Genomic DNA, 17,585 nt, shown 5'->3' on the forward strand with positions numbered 1-17,585 from the left:
GAGCTTGCTCGCGAAAAACCCTAGTGCGCCGCGTTCTCCCTGGATTTCCGCGTTATCGTTGGCGATCTTCGCGAGCAAGCTCGCTCCTACAGGGTGTCTCTACAGTCTCTAAATAGAGACATTTCTTCTTGCTATAAAATAATATCTTTATATTTCAATAAGTTAACCAGTTGGCACGCATCTCGCTATAGCCCTTCTCCACCGCTTCACCCCACAACAATAACAATCCGATGGAGACACACCATGAGTGTGATCATTGCCCTGGCAGCCCTCGCGCTGCTGATGCTGGCTGCCTACCGTGGCTATAGCGTTATCCTCTTTGCCCCCATCGCCGCCCTCGGCGCCGTGCTGCTTACCGACCCGTCCGCCGTCGCCCCTGCCTTTACCGGGGTGTTCATGGAGAAAATGGTCGGCTTCATCAAACTGTATTTCCCGGTGTTCCTGCTCGGTGCGGTGTTCGGCAAGCTGATAGAGCTGTCGGGTTTCTCGCGCTCCATCGTGGCTGCCGCGATCCGCTTGCTCGGTACGCGCCAGGCGATGCTGGTGATCGTGCTGGTCTGCGCCCTGCTCACCTACGGCGGCGTGTCGCTGTTTGTGGTGGTGTTTGCGGTGTACCCGTTTGCCGCCGAGATGTTCCGCCAGAGCGATATCCCCAAGCGCCTGATCCCGGCGACCATCGCCCTCGGTGCATTCTCGTTCACCATGGACGCCTTGCCCGGCACGCCGCAGATCCAGAACATCATCCCCAGCACCTTCTTCAACACCACCGCCTGGGCCGCGCCATGGCTTGGCCTGATCGGCACGATCTTCGTGTTCTGCGCCGGCATGCTGTACTTGACGCGCCAGCGCAACAAGGCGCAACGCGCCGGTGAAGGCTACGGCACCGAGCTGCGCAACGAGCCGGAAACCGCCGAAAACCTCGCGTTGCCCAACCCGTGGATCGCGCTGTCGCCGCTGATTCTGGTGGGGGTGATGAACCTGCTCTTCACCCACTGGATCCCGCAGTGGTACGGCAAGACCCACAGCCTCAGCCTGCCGGGCATGAGCGCGCCGGTGACCACCGAAATCGCCAAGCTCACCGCGATCTGGGCGGTGCAAGCAGCGTTGCTGGTGGGGATTATCGTGGTGCTGGTGTTCGGCTTCTCGGCGATCAAGAGCAAGCTGGCCGAAGGCAGTAAAAGCGCGGTCAGCGGTGCCTTGCTGGCGGCGATGAACACCGCCTCGGAATACGGCTTTGGTGCGGTGATCGCCTCGCTGCCGGGCTTTCTGGTGCTGGCGGACTGGCTCAAGGGCATCCCCAACCCACTGGTCAACGAAGCGATTACCGTGACCCTGCTGGCCGGCATCACCGGCTCCGCCTCCGGTGGCATGAGCATCGCCCTGGCCGCGATGTCCGAGAGCTTCATCGCGGCGGCCCATGCGGCCAATATTCCTCTTGAAGTGCTGCACCGGGTGGCGGCCATGGCCAGCGGCGGCATGGACACCCTGCCCCACAACGGCGCGGTGATCACGTTGCTGGCGGTCACCGGGCTGACCCACCGCGAAGCCTACAAGGACATTTTCGGCATCACGATTATCAAGACCCTCGCGGTGTTCGTGGTAATCGGTACTTTCTACGCCACCGGCATTGTGTGAGGTTTTCATGACCAACTTGAACGGCAAGACCGCCCTGGTCACCGGTTCCACCAGCGGCATCGGCCTGGGCATCGCGTTGAGCCTGGCCCAGGCTGGCGCCAACCTGATCCTCAACGGCTTTGGCGACGCCAGCGCGGTGATCGCCCAGGTGCGGGCGTTTGGCGGCAAGGTCGGCCATCACCCGGCGGACGTCAGTGACCCGGCGCAGATCGCCGACATGCTCGCCTACGCCGAGCGCGAGTTCGGCGGCGTGGACATTCTGGTGAACAACGCAGGCATCCAGCACGTGGCGGCGGTGGAAGACTTCCCGGCCGAGCGCTGGGACGCGATCATTGCCATCAACCTGTCCTCGGTGTTCCACAGCACTCGCTTGAGCCTGCCGGGCATGAAGGCCAAGGGCTGGGGGCGCATCGTCAACATCGCCTCGGTGCATGGCCTGGTGGGTTCCATGGGTAAGGCTGCGTATGTGGCGGCCAAGCACGGGGTGATCGGCTTGACCAAGGTAGTGGGCCTGGAAACCGCCACCAGCAATGTGACCTGCAATGCGATTTGCCCAGGCTGGGTGCTGACGCCGTTGGTGCAGAAGCAGATCGATGATCGCATCGCCAACGGGGTGGCGCCGCAACAGGCGCAGCACGATTTGCTCGCGGAGAAACAACCGTCGCTGGAGTTCGTCACCCCGCCGCAATTGGGTGAGCTGGTGCTGTTCTTATGCAGCGAAGCGGGCGCCCAGGTACGCGGCGCCGCGTGGAATATCGACGGCGGCTGGCTGGCCCAGTAAATCAAACACCGAAGAGCTAATGTATGAGCTGGCTTGTCCAAGAATAAGAGGCAACCTTATGTCCGACATCCTCTGGCAACCCTCCCCGGAACGCATCCGCAACACGCGAATGGACCAGTTCCGGCGCTTTATCAATGATCGACACGGCGTGCAGCTCAGCGACTACCCCGCCCTGCACCAATGGAGCATCGACCAGCGTCCCGCCTTCTGGCAGGCCATCGTGGCATTCTTCGATGTGCAATTTCGCACCCCGCCCACGGCCGTGCTGATCGAAGATACCGAGATGCCCGGCGCCCAGTGGTTTCCCGGCGCCACCCTGAACTTCGCCGAGCACCTGCTGCGTCGGCGTGACGCGCACCCGGCGGTGGTTGCCATCAGTGAAGACGGCCAGCGCGAACAACTGACCTACGCCAAACTCGCCGAGCATGTCGCAGGCTTGCAGCGCAGCCTGCGGGCAGCGGGTGTCACCCAGGGCGACCGCGTGGCGGCGTGCATGCCCAATACCTGGCAAACCCTGGCGGGCATGCTCGCCACCACCAGCCTGGGCGCGATCTGGTCGTGTTCATCGCCGGACTTTGGCACCCAAGGCGTGATCGACCGTTTCGGCCAGATCGAGCCCAAAGTGCTGATCACCTGCGCCGGTTACCGCTACGCCGGTAAAACCCTCGACCAGAGCGCCAAGCTCAATGAAATACTCGAACGGCTGCCCTCCCTGGAGCAGCTGATTATCGTGCCGTATGCGCGGCCCCAGGCACGGGTCGAGGATTACCGCACCCAGGCGACCGTCACACGCTGGGATGACTTTTACCAACCCGGCGGCGAGCCTGAATTTGTCGCGGTGCCATTCGACCACCCGCTGTATATCCTCTATTCCAGCGGCACCACCGGCGTGCCCAAATGCATCATCCACGGCACTGGCGGTGTGCTGCTCACTCACCTCAAGGAACACGGCCTGCATGCCGACCTGTCCGGCGAGGATTGCCTGTTCTACTACACCACCTGCGGCTGGATGATGTGGAATTGGCTGGTGTCGGTGCTGGCGATTGGCGCCACGGCGGTGCTGTATGACGGCTCACCGTTCCATCCTGGCCCCGAGCGCCTGATCGACCTGATCGATGCAGAACAAATCAGCGTGTTCGGCACCAGCCCCAAGTTCCTCGTCACCTTGGAAAAGGCCGGGTTGCAACCGCGCCTGAGCCATGACTTGGGCAGCCTCAAGGGGTTGATCTGCACCGGTTCGCCGCTGTCACCCCAGAGCTATGACTATGTGTACCGCGAGATCAAGGCCCAGTTGTGCCTGGCGTCGATGTCCGGGGGCACCGATATCGTCTCCTGCTTTGTGATCGGCAACCCGGTGCTGCCGGTGCGGCGTGGCGAGATACAGTGCAAAAGCCTGGGGATGGCGGTCGAGGTATGGGACGACCAGGGCCGGCCGCTGATCGGTGAAAAAGGCGAACTGGTGTGCACCCGGCACTTCCCGGCGATGCCCATTGGGCTGTGGAATGACCCGCAGCAGAAAAAACTGCGCGCCTCGTATTTCAGCCAGTTCCCCGGCGTCTGGGCCCAGGGCGACTACGCCGAGCAACGCGCCAATGGCAGCCTGTTGATCCATGGGCGCTCCGACGCGGTGCTCAACCCCGGCGGCGTGCGCATCGGCACCGCAGAGATCTACCGCCAGGTGGAAAAACTCCCGCAGGTGGTGGAAAGCCTGGCCATCGGCCAACGCTGGCAGGACGACGTACGGGTGGTGCTGTTTGTGCGCCTCGCGGACGGGGTCGCACTGGATGAGGCCCTGCAACAGCAGATCCGCCAGGTGATCCGCGCCAACACCACGCCCCGCCATGTGCCGGCCAAGATCCTGGCCGTCACCGACATCCCCCGTACCATCAGTGGCAAGATCGTGGAATTGGCAGTGCGCAACGTCGTGCATGGCGAGCCCGTGAAGAACACCGACGCCCTGGCCAACCCGCAGGCGCTGGAGCAATTTCGCGATCGTGCGGAACTGGCCTGAAGATGAAAGGTTTCAGCGTTAACCCTGGGTTTTGAAGACAACCTCCCAATGCATGCTATTTTTCGGGGGTAGTCACCCTTTCCCGGCTCACGGGATAATGGGTGTTGTCATTTTTCAAAGCGTTACGCTCAGGGCTTTTTATGAAGGGAACCACCACCGGTAGCGAAGCCGCTGCATTGATTGCACGGCTGGACTGGGCACGCAGCCCGCTCGGTGAGGCCAATGACTGGCCGCAAAGCCTGCGCACAGCCGTCGACATCGTCCTCCACTCGCCGATGCCGATGCTCCTGCTGTGGGGCAGTGAACTCACCCAACTCTACAACGATAGCTTTGCCCTGCTGCTGGGCAACAAGCACCCCGGCGTCTTCGGCCAACCGGCACACCAGGCGTGGACGGCGTTGCAACGCTTCACCGCGCCCGTCTACGACGCCGTCCTCGGCGGCCAGGTGCGTATCTTCACCGAGCAGCGTTTTGTGCTGCAACGCGATCACCGCGACACCGAGATCTGGCTCGACCTGACCTGCAGCCCGGTCCGAGACGAAAGCGGCACCGTGGCCGGCATCCTCGTCACCGCCATCGAAACCAACGAACGACGCCGTAAGGCCCGTGAACTGCAACAAGGTTCCGAAGACAACCTCCAGGCCCTGCGCCAGAGCCGGACCGAGTTGCAGCTGATCATCAACGCCATGCCGGTGCTGATCGGCTATGTCGACCATGAGCAGCGCTTTCGCCTCAACAACAGCGCCTACCTGGAGTGGTACGGCATGACGCCCCAGGCGCTGTACGGCAAGACCATCCGTGAAGTATTGGGCGATGACGTGTATGCCGGGCGCGCGGACAAGATCGCCGACGCACTCAATGGCAAAGCCTGCAGTTTCATGACCATCACCCCCATCGCGACGGACGGCCACGCCATGCACTGATGAAGTACCTGCCGCGCTTCAGCAATGACGGTTCAGTGAATGGCTTCTATATTTTTGTGATCGATGAAACCGAGCGCAAGCTCACCGAAGAAGCCCTGCGCAACCTCAACGAAAACCTTGAGGAGCGCGTGGCCCAGCGTACCCAGGCGCTGGCCGAAGCCAACCAGCGCCTGCAAAACGAGATGTTCGAGCGCGAGCGTGCCGAAGACGCCCTGCGCCACGCCCAGAAAATGGAAGCGGTGGGCCAGCTCACCGGCGGCATCGCCCATGACTTCAACAATATGCTCACCGGCATTATCGGCAGCCTCGACCTGATGCGGCGCTATATCGCCGACGGGCGCAGCGAGGAAATCGGCCGCTTTACCGATGCCGCCGTGTCCTCGGCGCATCGTGCCGCCGCCCTCACCCATCGCCTGCTGGCGTTCTCGCGACGCCAGTCGCTGGACCGACGCCCGCTGGACCCCAACCAGCTGGTCGCGTCCCTGGAAGATCTGTTCCAACGCACAAAAGGCGCGCACATCACCCTCAAGGTCAACCTGGGCCCTGACATCTGGGCGGTCAACACCGACGCCAGCCAACTGGAAAACGCCCTGCTCAACCTGGTGATCAACGCGCGTGATGCCATGCCCGATGGCGGCGAACTGCTGATCGAAACTGCCAACAGCTACCTGGACGGCACCGACATCAGCACGGTCGAACCGGTCAAGGCCGGCGACTACGTGATGCTGGGCGTGCGCGACAACGGCACCGGCATGGCGCCGAAGATCCTGGCCAAGGCGTTCGACCCGTTCTTTACCACCAAACCTATCGGCCAGGGCACCGGCCTGGGGCTCTCGATGATCTACGGGTTTGCCCAGCAATCCGGTGGCCACGTGACCATTCACAGCGAGCCGGGCCAGGGCACCTGCGTGCGCCTGTACCTGCCGCGCCTGCACGGCACCGCCCTGGAAAACGACGAGCCCGCCAGCCTCGGCCAGGCGCCACTGGCGCGGGCCGGCGAGGCCGTGGTAGTGGTCGAGGACGACCCGGCGGTGCGCATGCTGGTGGTCAATCTACTCGACGAACTTGGCTACACCGCGCACCAGGCGGCGGATTCGCGCACGGCGCTGCCGCTGCTGGAGTCGGACCTGCGCGTCGACCTGCTGGTGACCGATGTCGGCCTGCCGGGCATGAACGGCCGGCAACTGGCAGAAATCGCCCGCCAACACCGCCCGGGCCTGAAGGTCCTGTTCATGACCGGTTACGCTGAAAAAGCCGCCGAGCGCCAAGGCTTCCTGGAGGATGGCATGGACATGGTGGCCAAGCCGTTTTCCATCGACCGGCTGGCGACTAAAATCCGCGGCATGATCAGCACCGTCGAATGAGTTCAGGCATAATCGCGCGCCGTCGCCCACCTGGTAGAACCCCATGAAAGCCCAAGCCCGTCATATCCTGGTGAAAACCAGCGCAGAGGCCGAGCAGCTCAAGCAACGCATTGCCAAGGGCGAAGCCTTTGACGTGCTGGCCAGGAAGTACTCCACCTGCCCGTCCGGCAAGCGCGGCGGCGACCTGGGGGAGATTCGGCCGGGGCAGATGGTCGGGGCGATCGATGCGGTGATTTTCAAGAAACCACTGCGGGTGGTGCATGGGCCGATCAAGAGCAAGTTTGGCTATCACCTGGTGCAGGTGTTTTACCGCGATTGATGGGTGAGCGGGCGCCATCACAGGCAGTCAAGGAGGAACACCGTACTGTGGCGAGCCCGCTCGCCACAGGTTACTTTGCTCGCTCTGTCTCTTAACTGACTGAAGTTAGGGCTTGCCCGCGATCCGCCGCAGGCGGCCATTCGCCTAGCCTCTGGGAATCAACGCCCCCGGCACCTGGATCACCCGGCTCGCCAACCGATGTCCAGCCAACGCCGCCGCCTCTGGCGAGCCCCCCTTGAGCCGGCTGGCCAGGTACGCCGCACTGAACGAATCCCCCGCCGCCGTCGTATCCACCACCTTCTCCACCTTCAACGCCGGCACGGCAAAGCGCTCGCCGTTGCAACGGATCAAACACGCATCCGCCCCACGCTTGAGCACCACCTCGTCAATCGCCGGGTACGCCTCGAACACCTGCTCGCTGTCGGCATAACCAAACAAGGCCTGCTCGTCGTCCTCGGTCAGCAAGGCGATATCCACCTCGGCCATCACCTGGCGATACGCCGCACGCGCCACCTCGACGCTCGCCCACAGACGTGGCCGGTAGTTGTTGTCGAACACCACCTTGGCGCCGCGATGACGGGCCTCGATCAGGGCTTGCAGCAAACGCTCACGCCCCACCGCGCCCAGCACCGCCAGGGTAATGCCACTGAAATACACCACGTCATACGCCGGCAACACCGCCAAAATCGGCTCGGCCGCAGGCGTGGTGAAGCACTCGCGCACGGCGGCCTCGTTGCGCCAGTAGAGAAACTTGCGCTCGCCATTGGCATCGGTCTGGATGCAATACAAACCCGGCAATCGCCCTGGCAAACGCTGGACCATGCCCAGCCCCAGGCCTTCGTCGGCCCACTGTTGGCACATCGCGTCGCTGAAGCTGTCGTCGCCCAGGGCGGTCACGTAGTCGACGCTGCCGCTATCGCCCAGCTCGCGGCGCAGGTACACCGCCGTGTTCAAAGTGTCGCCGCCGAAGCTTTGGTGCAGGCTGCCATCGGCGCGGTGTTGCAGTTCGATCATGCATTCGCCGATCAGGGCGATGCGAGGGTGTGTGTTCATGCCTTATGATCTCTGGTGTGGCTGATGGCCTCTTCGCGGGCAAGCCCGCTCCCACCAACTCCGTAGGAGCGGGCTTGCCCGCGAAGGACGCGACACGGTCTAGAAACAGGTGTGCAAGGACTCGACCACACGCAAGTCTTCATCCACCAGGCAACCGACCTGCCACTTGTCGAAGGTCAGGCACGGGTGGGAAGTGCCAAAGGAAATGATGTCGCCGATGCGTAGCTCAACCCCCGGCGCCACCACCATGAACGCATGCTGGTCCATCACCGCCGTGACCTTGCAGGCACTCACGTCATCGCCTTCGGCCGGCAAAATACCGGCCTTGTAGCGCTTGAGTGGCACCGGCAAACCGGCGTCGTAGGCCACATCACGCTTGCCCAGTGCGATCACCGCAAAGCCCGGTTCGGGCAACGACTGCACGTGGGCCCAGACTTCCAGGGCCGGGCGCAGGCCTTCGTTGAGGTCGCTGCGACGGTCGAGCACGCAGCATTGCGCCTCTTTGTAAATACCGTGGTCATGGGCCACATAGCTGCCAGGGCGCAGCACGCTGAGGAAACGGCCGGCGGCGTTCTGGCTTTCGAAGGACTCGGCGATCAGGTCATACCAGGCCGAACCCGAGGCGGTGATGATCGGTTTGGGCAGGTCGAATGAACCGTTGTTTTGCAGGTCGACGGCCAGGCGCACCAGGCTGGCGGCGAAGTCGCGGATGCCGCTGACGGCGTGCTCGCCGTGAATCACGCCTTCATAGCCTTCAATGCCGGTCAGGGCCAGGGCCGGCTGGGCCTTGATCGCTTTGGCCAGGTCGCGCACTTGCTGCTCGCTGCGGCAACCACAACGACCGCCGACCACGCCGTATTCGATCATCACGTTCAGGCGCAGGCCACGGGCGGCGAAGAACAGCCCCAGGTCGGCGACGTTGTCCGGGTGATCGACCATGCAATGAAAGTCAAAATCCGCGTCGGCCAACAGGTCGGCGATCAACGCCATGTTCGGCGCGCCCACCAGTTGGTTGGCCATCAGCACACGGCGCACACCGCCGGCATAGGCGGCGCGGGTTTGCACCGCGTTGGCCAGGGTGATGCCCCAGGCGCCGGCGGCGAGCTGGCGTTGGAACAGCGCTGGCATCATGCTGGTCTTGCCGTGGGGCGCGAGTTCGGCGCCACTGTTGCTGACAAAGGCCTGCATCCAGCGGATGTTGTGTTCCAAGGCCTCGCGGTGCAGGACCAGGGCCGGCAGGCTGACGTCACGGACCAGGTGGGCACCGACGGCGGCGGCGCCTTTTTCAACGGCATTGATGGCAGACATGGGGGGCTCCTATTCGTTAATGCGACGGGCCAGGTTATTGGCGCTGTCGATCAATACCCGGCGATAGTCGTTATAGTTTTTAAGCGCATCGGCACGTGGAGCGACAATGCACAAGGTCGCAATACTGACGCCTTGCGCATCCCGCACCGGGGCGGCAAAGCAATGGGTGAAGGTGTCGGCCACGCTGTCGAAGGAAAAGAACCCATCGGCGGTGGCCTGGCGGATTTGCGCCAGGAACGTCTCCAGCGGCAGGCGCTGGCCGTCCGGCAGGATGAAATCGTCGTGATCGATCAGGTCGATGATCTGCTGATCACTCAAGTGCCCCAGCAACAGGCGCCCGGACGCCGTCCACGGGATGGGCGCGTTTTCGCCGATGTCCGATGAAATCCGAAAATGCCGCTCGCCTTCGCGCATCAGCGCCACCGTGTACTTGCGCCCGTTGAGCAGGCACATCTGCGCGGTTTCGTGGGTCTGGCTGACGATCTCCTGCAAGGCGTGGTCGGCCTCGCGGGTCAGGTCGAAATGGCGTAAATGCGCCTGGCCGAGAAAGTACAGCTGACGGCCGAGGTAGACGTGACCGTCCTTGCCCACGGTTTCCAGGATGCGCCGTTCGAGCAAGGAAGCGACCAATTCGTAGACGGTGGACTTGGGGCTGCCGATGCCGCTGGCAATATCATTCGGACGCAGGGGCTGGCCGATCTCCTTGAGAAAATCGAGGATATCGAATGCACGGTCCAGGCCTTTGGCGCGGCGTTTGATGGTGTCTTCGGTCATGGCGGTGTTCGGTCCCGGGTTGAATGAGGTCTTCTGCAGGAGCGAGCTTGCTCGCGAAAAACGTCAAGGTAACGCGTTCATTCAGAATGCTCGCGTCATCGTTGACGATCTTCGCGAGCAAGCTCGCTCTTACGGGAAGCAAATATTTAGCCCTTTTTCCTGTAGGCCACGCAATCAATCTCGACCTTGCAGTCGACCATCATATTGGCCTGCACGCAGGCCCGCGCCGGGGCGTGCTCGGGCGTGAAGTATTCACCGAACACCTTGTTGAAACTCCAGAAATCCCGTGGGTCTTCCAGCCATACGCCCACGCGCACCACGTCTTTGAGTTCGTAGCCGGCTTCTTCGAGGATCGCCACCACATTGCGCATGGTCTGCCGGGTTTGCTCGATGATGCCGCCGGTGATGATTTCACCGTCCACTGCTGGCACCTGGCCCGAGACGTAGAGCCAGCCGTCCGCTTCCACCGCGCGGGCGAAAGGACGTGGCTGGCCACCACCGGCGGTGCTGCCGGCACCGTAACGAGTAATGCTCATAAACTATGCTCCCTGATTAAAAACGAATGTTCTTCAAAAATTCCGCCAGGCGCGGCGACTGCGGCCGTTCGAAAATATCTTTCGACGAGCCCTGCTCCTCGATGCGCCCCTGGTTCATGAATACGATCTGGTCCGAGACCTCATAGGCAAAACGCATTTCGTGGGTGACCAGCAACATGGTCATGCCCTCCTCCGCCAGGCCCTTGATCACGCTGAGCACCTCCCCTACCAATTCCGGGTCGAGGGCCGAGGTGACTTCGTCGAACAGCATCAGGCTGGGGTTCATCGCAATGGCGCGGGCAATCGCCACACGCTGTTGCTGACCGCCTGACAGTTGCCCAGGAAAATGATTACGACGCTCCAGAAGTCCTACACGGTCCAACCATTTTTCCGCGAGCGCCACCGCCTCGTCCTTAGGCATTTTCTTAACTTTCAATAAGCCCAGGGTCACGTTCTGCAACGCGCTCAGATGCGGGAACAGGTTGAACTGCTGGAATGCCATGCCGGTCAGCGCACGGTGCTGGGCAATTACCCGCTCCGGATGGCGCACGCGCTTGCCGCCGATATCGCTGTAGCCGATGGACTCGCCGTCCAGAGTGATCTGGCCGCCCTGGAACTCTTCGAGCAGGTTGACGCAACGCAACAGCGTGGTCTTGCCCGAGCCGCTGGAGCCGATCAAGGTCACGACGTTGCCGCGCTGCATCGACAGGTCGACGCCCTTGAGCACTTCGACCTCGCCGTATTGTTTACGCAGGCCGCGAATGTCCAGCAGCGGTTGGGTTGTTTGAGGTTGGTTCATGGCAAGGCCACCCGCTTTTCAATGTAGCGCCCGAATAACTCGATGGCGTAGTTGATGACAAAGAACAGAAACCCGGCGAACAAGTAGAACTCCAGGGTCATGAAGGTGCGCGCGATCACTTGCTGGGTGCTCAGCAGCAACTCGGCCACGCCGATCACCGAGAGCAGGGTCGAGGCCTTGACGATTTCCGTGGAAGAATTGACCCAGGTCGGCAGGATCTGGCGCAGCGCCTGGGGCAACAGCACGTAGCCCAGGGACTGGTAGAACGTCAGGCCAATCGCCTTGCCCGCTTCCAGTTGCCCACGGGGAATGGCTTGCAGCGCGCCGCGTACGATTTCCGACACGTGGGACCCGCAAAACAACGTCAGCCCGACCGCGCCGGCCTGGAACGCGCTGATCTGCCAACCGAGCGCCGGCAGCATGTAGAAACACGCCAGCACCAGCACGAACACCGGCGTGCCACGGATCAAGTCGACATACAGCCGGAACGGCGCGCGCATCCAGAATTTGCCGTAGGTCAGCACCAGGCCGGCAAAGATGCCGATCAGGGTGCCAAAGATAATCGCCAGCGCCGAGCAATAAATGCTGGTCTGAAACCCCGCCCAGAGGGTGTCCCGGGCGATCCACAACTCATGCAGCCAACTGGGGGACTCGTACATGCAAACCCTCCTTAACGACGGATCGCCAAACGCTGCTCCAGGTAACGCAGCAGCATGGCAATGAGGTAACAGGCCGCCACGTAGAGCGCGGTCGTGACCAGCCAGGTTTCGATCACCCGGTAGCTTTCGACGTTGATCTTGCGGGCGTAATAAGTCAGTTCAGGTACCGCGATGGCAGCGGCCAGCGAAGTGTCCTTGAACAGTGAGATAAAGTTGTTGGACAGCGCGGGCAGTACGTTGCGCAGCATCACCGGCACGGTGATATAGGCGCGGATACGCCACTCGCCGAGGCCAATCGCCAGCCCGGCTTCACGCAAGCCCTTGGGAATATTCAACAGCCCGGCGCGGAATACTTCGGTCAGGTAGGCGCCGGCGTAGAGCGATAAGGTGATGATGAACGAGGGGATCTTGTCCAGCCGGATGCCCAGACTGGGCAAGGCGAAGTAGATCAACAGGATCAACACCAGGATCGGCGTATTGCGGATCACCGTCACATACACCGAAGCGAAGATGCGCAACGCGCGATGCCTGGACAGCATGGCAAACGCCATCAGCAGGCCGATCACGCAACCGATGGCGATCGACAGCAACGCCAGCTGCAAGCCCAGTCCGAGCCCCGCCAGCAAGGTGTCGAAATCGCGCCATACGGCGGCAAAGTTCAACTGATAATTCATGGTCAGCAGTACCTGATTGGGGCGCCTTGACGGGCGCCCCGGTTATTCCGAATCACTTGAATTCAACAGGGAAACCAATCGCAGGCTCTGGCAGGTCAACGCCAAACCATTGCTTGAACGAGGCCTTGTAGGTGGGGAATTCCACGCCGGTCATGGCTTCATGCAGGGCGGTATTGACGAAGTTCAGCCAGTCCTGGTCGCCACGCTTGACCGCGCACGCATAGGTTTGCGGGCTCCAGGCGTAAGCCGGGCTGCGGTAGCGGCCAGGGTTCTGCACCATCAGGTACTTGACCGAGGACTGGTCAGTGGCGGCGGCATCGGCGCGGCCGGAGTTCACGGCCTGGTACATCAGGTCGACGCTGTCGTACTGGTCGACCTTGGCCTTGGGCAACGCCTGGTGCACCAGTTCTTCGGCATACACGTTTTGCAGCACGGCTACGGTGACGCTGTCGCCGGCCGCTTGCAGGTCTTCAATCTCTTTGTACTTGCTGTTGTTCGGCAGCAGCAGGCCCACACCTTCACGGTAGTACGGCAGGGTGAACGCCACCTGTTGTGCGCGGCTGGCGGTGACGGTGATGAACTGGCAACTCATGTCGACCTTGTCGGTCAGCAGGTTGGGAATTCGTGCGTCGGACGACTGCACCACAAACTCGACTTTGGACGGGTCATTGAACAATCCCTTGGCCACGATGCGACCGATGTCGATATCGAACCCCTGCAACTTGCCATCCGCTCCCTGGAAGTGCCACGGCGCATTGGTACTGCCTGTACCCACGATCAGGTGCCCACGCTTGAGCACATCATCGAGCTTGCTGTCCGCCGCCTGCACGTGGCTGGCGAGGGAAGCCGATGCGGCGAAGAGAAAAACACACGCTTTAAACACGGAAGGTCGGTGATGCATGACAAGCACTCCAGGAGTTGTGTATTCCGCTATACCGGAACTTAGTATGTAACAACGGAATAGACAGCAGAAAGTGTGCCACACGCCTTAACGGAAACATATGACGTTAATAAAATCCTTAATAATCAAATAGATAAATCAGCACGCAAAAAGCGGCGCAGCGCCATCAGCTGCAATCAAATTGCTACCCTAGGCCCCACACAGCGGTGACAGCGCCATTGGCGTGCGTCACCGCCCTGTTACCGCGCACATCCGTACCAGGAGGCGCACAGGCAGGGCGCCAGGCATGCAAGACGCGGGAACGCCTGGAGCCTGACGCTGACCTGTGAAGGTTGACAGTAGACGAGGGGGATCGACGGGCTTAGCGTTGGTAAAAACCTGCACGGCTCAGAGGAAGATCATCATGGGGATTGCTAATGCAACCATCGCCAATGCCGAAGAATACCGGCGCGCACTGAATACTTCGCGCCCGGTGTTCATGTTGTTTGTCTCAGATCACTGCCCGGCATGCACCAGCTCAGGGCCGTTGTTTGAGCGGATCGCCAGTCAATATCCCTCGGTGGTCAGCCTGGTGCTCGATTGCGCCCAGACACCAAGGCACCCGGATGTGACAGGCACCCCAACACTGCTGATCTTCCTCAACGGCACGCTGATGGAAAAATTCAAAGGCTTCGGCCCGCTGGACGAGCAAGAGCAATTTGTCGAAGACACATTCAAACGCTATGCCCATTGCAAGAGCGCAAAACCACCTGCGTCACACGCCGCTCCTCCACCGCAGCCACCGTCAAGCGCCACCCCTCATGCTCCAGGCTATCGCCCACCACCGGCAAGCGATCCAACAGGCTCATCACCAGGCCAGCCAGGGTCTGATAGTCCTCGGTCGCCACAGCCTTGAAGCCGGTGCGCTGACGCACCTGGCTGAGGTTCAAGGCGCCGTTGGCACGGAAGCCACCGCCTTCCTCGACGATATCCGGCCCTTCTATTTCGCTGGCGTCCGGTAATTCCCCGGCGATGGATTCAAGGATGTCGGTCATGCTCAACACCCCCATGAAGTCGCCGAATTCGTTGACCACGAAGGCGATATGGGTGGACGCCTGGCGCATCTGCTCCAGGGCATTGAGAATCGAAAAACACTCCAGCAGGTTGATCGCTCGACGAGCCAGATGCTCCAGGTTCGGCTCGTTCCCGGCCAGGTAGTCCTTGAGCAGCTCCTTTTTGTGCACGAAGCCTAGAGGTTCATCCACCGCACTGTTGCGAATCAGCGGCAGGCGCGAGTAGGACGAATGCATCAACTTCAGGCGGATCGTGTCGGGGTCGTCTGCCAGGTCGATAAAGTCGACCTTGACCCTGGGCGTCATCAACGTGCGAATCGGCCGCTCGGCCAGTTGCAACACGCCGCTGATCATCACCCGCTCGCGCCGGTCGAACAGCGGGCCTTGGCCGGCATCCGGCTCGCCCAGCAGATCGGCCACGTCCTCACCCACCTCTTCTGCCGCCAGGCTGCGACCACCGAGCAAGCGCATGACCGCGTGGGCCGTACGCTCACGCACCGGCAATACACCCTGGGCCGACTTCTTGCGACGGGCGCGGGCAATCTGATTGAACACCTCGATCAGGATCGAGAAACCGATGGCGGCGTACAGGTAGCCCTTGGGAATATGGAAGCCCAGGCCTTCGGCGGTCAGGGCGAAACCGATCATCATCAGGAAACCCAGGCACAGCATGATCACTGTGGGGTGGGCGTTGACAAAGCGCGTCAACGGCTTGCTCGCAACGATCATCAGGCCGATGGAAATGATCACTGCGATCATCATCACCGCCAACTCATCGACCATGCCCACGGCAGTGATCACTGCGTCCAGGGAGAACACGGCGTCGAGCACCACGATCTGCGCCACGATCGGCCAGAACATCGCATAGGCCACATTGCCCGTACGCTGCGCCACATGGCCCTCCAGGCGCTCGTGCAATTCCATGGTGGCCTTGAACAGCAGGAACACCCCGCCAAACAGCATGATGAGGTCACGGCCGGAGAAGCTTTTGTCGAACACCTCGAACAGCGGCTGGGTGAGGGTCACCAACCAGGAAATACTCGCCAACAGGCCCAGGCGCATCAGCAGCGCCAGGGACAACCCGATCAGCCGCGCGCGGTCACGCTGCTCCGGCGGCAGCTTGTCCGCCAGGATCGCGATAAACACCAGGTTGTCGATACCCAATACCAGTTCCAGCACAATCAAGGTCAACAGGCCGAGCCAGGCCGTTGGATCCGCTAACCATTCCATTTATAGAGTCTCGTGATCAGTGTTCAGAATGCCGGGCACGGCAAGGTGCGGTCAGTGGACCGGTACAAGGTTGGCAGTCGGAATACGGGGTGTTTCAACGGGGATGGCGACAACGCCTGTCTTGAGGGAAGACGACTGGGAGGCTCCGAGAGGGTGTTCATGCAAATCCTGCGTTAACAAAAGGACTTGAATCGTACAGTCGCCGCAGGAATCCCTTACAACGCAAAATTATTACAAGATCTGTAAATTAGATCGATCATATGATCACCCAATGAAATTAATATCAGACAAATCACACAAGAAAACTGAAAAAAACATTCTCTAAAATTTAAAAAATCCAAAAAATCAGCTTTATCTGGTCTTTTTTGCGGTTTTCGGTGAAAGCATTTGACTGATCAGATTTTCATTTGATAAACATATGATCACTGCAAGGCATGGCCATGCACCCTGCAGGCAATCACCGTACGAGGGCCACGCCGCCAGTTTCTTTTCCAATGAATGAACGACTACAACAATAAATGGGGTTCTCATCATGAAACTTGGTACGACCTTCGCCGCCGCCGCGGCCCTCACCCTCCTCGCCAGCAGCATCGCCCTGGCCGCCGACGGCAAGCCCTACAAGGTCGGCGCCGCGGTCTATGGCCTCAAGGGTCAGTTCATGCAGAACTGGGTGCGCGAACTCAAGGAACACCCCGCCGTCAAAGACGGCACCGTGCAGCTCACCGTGTTCGACGGCAACTACGACGCGTTGACGCAAAACAACCAGATCGAAAACATGGTGACCCAGCACTACGACGCCATCCTGTTCGTGCCGATCGACACCAAGGCCGGCGTGGGCACGGTAAAGCAAGCCATGAGCAATGACGTGGTGGTGATCGCCTCGAACACCAAGGTCGCCGATACCGCCGTGCCCTATGTCGGCAATGACGATGTGGAAGGCGGCCGGCTGCAGGCCCAGGCGATGGTCGACAAGCTCAACGGCAAGGGCAATGTGGTGATCATTCAGGGGCCGATTGGCCAGTCGGCGCAGATCGACCGGGAAAAAGGCGAACTGGAAGTCCTGGGCAAGCACCCTGGTATCAAGATCATCGAGAAGAAGACCGCCAACTGGGACCGTGCCCAGGCCATGACGCTGACTGAAGACTGGCTTAACGCCCACCCCAAAGGTATCAATGGTGTGATCGCGCAAAACGACGACATGGCCCTCGGCGCCGTACAGGCGCTGAAATCCCATGGCTTGACGTCCAAGGACGTGCCGGTCACCTCCATCGACGGCATGCCCGATGCAATCCAGGCGGCGAAAAAGGACGAAGTCATCACCTTCCTGCAAGACGCCCAGGCCCAGTCCCAAGGCGCCCTGGACGTGGCCCTGCGTGCACTGGCCGGCAAGGATTACAAACCTCAATCGGTGATCTGGGAACGCTACGCCAAGGACCTGAAGTGGGCCGACGGCACCGCGAAGAACTACATCCTGCCATGGGTGCCGGTGACCCATGCCAACGCCGACACGCTGTACCAGCAAGTCAGCGGCAGCAAATAGCCAGTGGCTGGATCGCTCCCGTGCGC

The 17,585-nt window shown here is 61.2% G+C and carries 15 protein-coding genes and 2 pseudogenes; 8 read left to right on the top strand and 9 right to left on the bottom strand.

Going from position 1 to position 17,585, the window contains the following annotated elements; translation table 11 throughout:
• Positions 1-243 precede the first annotated feature (243 nt).
• From AB4O05_RS20215 to AB4O05_RS20240, 6 genes and pseudogenes are all read left to right on the top strand, one after another.
• Positions 244-1,635 (top strand): GntP family permease, encoded by a 1,392-nt coding sequence (locus AB4O05_RS20215; RefSeq protein ID WP_460135708.1) that lies wholly within the window; start codon positions 244-246, stop codon positions 1,633-1,635.
• 7 nt (positions 1,636-1,642) lie between these two features.
• Positions 1,643-2,416: a 3-hydroxybutyrate dehydrogenase gene (locus AB4O05_RS20220; RefSeq protein ID WP_460135707.1), complete on the top strand. Its 774-nt coding sequence runs from the start codon at positions 1,643-1,645 to the stop codon at positions 2,414-2,416.
• A 58-nt stretch (positions 2,417-2,474) separates the two neighbouring features.
• Positions 2,475-4,427: an acetoacetate--CoA ligase gene (locus AB4O05_RS20225; RefSeq protein WP_460135706.1), complete on the top strand. Its 1,953-nt coding sequence runs from the start codon at positions 2,475-2,477 to the stop codon at positions 4,425-4,427.
• 281 nt (positions 4,428-4,708) lie between these two features.
• A pseudogene (locus AB4O05_RS20230) lies at positions 4,709-5,370 on the top strand (PAS domain-containing protein); the annotation flags it as partial.
• Complete coding sequence (locus tag AB4O05_RS20235) at positions 5,350-6,714, top strand: ATP-binding protein (protein WP_460164922.1); 1,365 nt, start codon at positions 5,350-5,352, stop codon at positions 6,712-6,714. The pseudogene AB4O05_RS20230 and the gene AB4O05_RS20235, both read left to right, overlap by 21 nt.
• Positions 6,715-6,757: 43 nt before the next feature.
• Positions 6,758-7,033 (top strand): peptidylprolyl isomerase, encoded by a 276-nt coding sequence (locus tag AB4O05_RS20240; protein ID WP_460135704.1) that lies wholly within the window; start codon positions 6,758-6,760, stop codon positions 7,031-7,033.
• Between the two features lie 144 nt (positions 7,034-7,177).
• Here the strand turns inward: AB4O05_RS20240 and AB4O05_RS20245 are convergent, their stop codons facing one another.
• The 8 genes from AB4O05_RS20245 to AB4O05_RS20280 form a co-directional block, all read right to left on the bottom strand.
• On the bottom strand, positions 7,178-8,086 hold the full coding sequence (locus AB4O05_RS20245; protein WP_460164790.1) for a sugar kinase: 909 nt from the start codon (positions 8,084-8,086) through the stop codon (positions 7,178-7,180).
• 99 nt (positions 8,087-8,185) lie between these two features.
• Positions 8,186-9,394 carry an amino acid deaminase gene (locus AB4O05_RS20250; protein ID WP_460135703.1) on the bottom strand — a complete coding sequence of 403 codons (1,209 nt, stop codon included), beginning with the start codon at positions 9,392-9,394 and terminating at the stop codon, positions 8,186-8,188.
• A 9-nt stretch (positions 9,395-9,403) separates the two neighbouring features.
• Positions 9,404-10,168: an IclR family transcriptional regulator gene (locus tag AB4O05_RS20255; protein ID WP_460135702.1), complete on the bottom strand. Its 765-nt coding sequence runs from the start codon at positions 10,166-10,168 to the stop codon at positions 9,404-9,406.
• 146 nt (positions 10,169-10,314) lie between these two features.
• The gene (locus AB4O05_RS20260) at positions 10,315-10,704 is read right to left on the bottom strand and encodes a RidA family protein (protein WP_124433008.1); all 390 of its coding nucleotides are present in this window, start codon (positions 10,702-10,704) and stop codon (positions 10,315-10,317) included.
• 16 nt (positions 10,705-10,720) lie between these two features.
• The gene (locus AB4O05_RS20265) at positions 10,721-11,503 is read right to left on the bottom strand and encodes an amino acid ABC transporter ATP-binding protein (protein WP_460135701.1); all 783 of its coding nucleotides are present in this window, start codon (positions 11,501-11,503) and stop codon (positions 10,721-10,723) included.
• On the bottom strand, positions 11,500-12,162 hold the full coding sequence (locus AB4O05_RS20270; protein ID WP_460135700.1) for an amino acid ABC transporter permease: 663 nt from the start codon (positions 12,160-12,162) through the stop codon (positions 11,500-11,502). Before AB4O05_RS20270 ends, AB4O05_RS20265 begins: the two co-directional genes overlap by 4 nt.
• 11 nt (positions 12,163-12,173) lie before the next feature.
• Complete coding sequence (locus tag AB4O05_RS20275) at positions 12,174-12,836, bottom strand: amino acid ABC transporter permease (RefSeq protein ID WP_090403350.1); 663 nt, start codon at positions 12,834-12,836, stop codon at positions 12,174-12,176.
• A 52-nt stretch (positions 12,837-12,888) separates the two neighbouring features.
• Positions 12,889-13,737, bottom strand: coding sequence for a transporter substrate-binding domain-containing protein (locus tag AB4O05_RS20280; protein ID WP_460135699.1), 849 nt, complete (start codon positions 13,735-13,737; stop codon positions 12,889-12,891).
• Between the two features lie 403 nt (positions 13,738-14,140).
• Here AB4O05_RS20280 and AB4O05_RS20285 point away from each other — a divergent pair.
• Positions 14,141-14,428, top strand: a pseudogene (locus AB4O05_RS20285) (thioredoxin family protein); the annotation flags it as partial.
• A gap of 22 nt (positions 14,429-14,450) precedes the next feature.
• Here AB4O05_RS20285 and AB4O05_RS20290 read toward each other — a convergent pair.
• Positions 14,451-16,019, bottom strand: a complete 1,569-nt coding sequence (locus AB4O05_RS20290) for a TerC family protein (protein WP_460135698.1) — start codon at positions 16,017-16,019, stop codon at positions 14,451-14,453.
• 532 nt (positions 16,020-16,551) lie between these two features.
• Between AB4O05_RS20290 and AB4O05_RS20295 the strand changes: the two genes are divergently transcribed.
• Positions 16,552-17,559: a substrate-binding domain-containing protein gene (locus tag AB4O05_RS20295; RefSeq protein ID WP_460135697.1), complete on the top strand. Its 1,008-nt coding sequence runs from the start codon at positions 16,552-16,554 to the stop codon at positions 17,557-17,559.
• Positions 17,560-17,585 lie beyond the last annotated feature (26 nt).

The organism is Pseudomonas sp. S1_G07, assembly GCF_054668565.1.

What these genes read in the sequence shown, in the direction of transcription:
- AB4O05_RS20220 (WP_460135707.1), top strand. Translation starts at nt 1,643, where the DNA reads ATGACCAACTTGAACGGCAAGACCGCCCTGGTCACCGGTTCCACCAGC.
- AB4O05_RS20250 (WP_460135703.1), bottom strand. Translation starts at nt 9,394, where the DNA reads ATGTCTGCCATCAATGCCGTTGAAAAAGGCGCCGCCGCCGTCGGTGCC.
- AB4O05_RS20275 (WP_090403350.1), bottom strand. Translation starts at nt 12,836, where the DNA reads ATGAATTATCAGTTGAACTTTGCCGCCGTATGGCGCGATTTCGACACC.
- AB4O05_RS20245 (WP_460164790.1), bottom strand. Translation starts at nt 8,086, where the DNA reads ATGAACACACACCCTCGCATCGCCCTGATCGGCGAATGCATGATCGAA.
- AB4O05_RS20270 (WP_460135700.1), bottom strand. Translation starts at nt 12,162, where the DNA reads ATGTACGAGTCCCCCAGTTGGCTGCATGAGTTGTGGATCGCCCGGGAC.
- AB4O05_RS20260 (WP_124433008.1), bottom strand. Translation starts at nt 10,704, where the DNA reads ATGAGCATTACTCGTTACGGTGCCGGCAGCACCGCCGGTGGTGGCCAG.
- AB4O05_RS20215 (WP_460135708.1), top strand. Translation starts at nt 244, where the DNA reads ATGAGTGTGATCATTGCCCTGGCAGCCCTCGCGCTGCTGATGCTGGCT.
- AB4O05_RS20240 (WP_460135704.1), top strand. Translation starts at nt 6,758, where the DNA reads ATGAAAGCCCAAGCCCGTCATATCCTGGTGAAAACCAGCGCAGAGGCC.
- AB4O05_RS20235 (WP_460164922.1), top strand. Translation starts at nt 5,350, where the DNA reads ATGAAGTACCTGCCGCGCTTCAGCAATGACGGTTCAGTGAATGGCTTC.
- AB4O05_RS20290 (WP_460135698.1), bottom strand. Translation starts at nt 16,019, where the DNA reads ATGGAATGGTTAGCGGATCCAACGGCCTGGCTCGGCCTGTTGACCTTG.
- AB4O05_RS20280 (WP_460135699.1), bottom strand. Translation starts at nt 13,737, where the DNA reads ATGCATCACCGACCTTCCGTGTTTAAAGCGTGTGTTTTTCTCTTCGCC.
- AB4O05_RS20265 (WP_460135701.1), bottom strand. Translation starts at nt 11,503, where the DNA reads ATGAACCAACCTCAAACAACCCAACCGCTGCTGGACATTCGCGGCCTG.
- AB4O05_RS20225 (WP_460135706.1), top strand. Translation starts at nt 2,475, where the DNA reads ATGTCCGACATCCTCTGGCAACCCTCCCCGGAACGCATCCGCAACACG.
- AB4O05_RS20255 (WP_460135702.1), bottom strand. Translation starts at nt 10,168, where the DNA reads ATGACCGAAGACACCATCAAACGCCGCGCCAAAGGCCTGGACCGTGCA.
- AB4O05_RS20295 (WP_460135697.1), top strand. Translation starts at nt 16,552, where the DNA reads ATGAAACTTGGTACGACCTTCGCCGCCGCCGCGGCCCTCACCCTCCTC.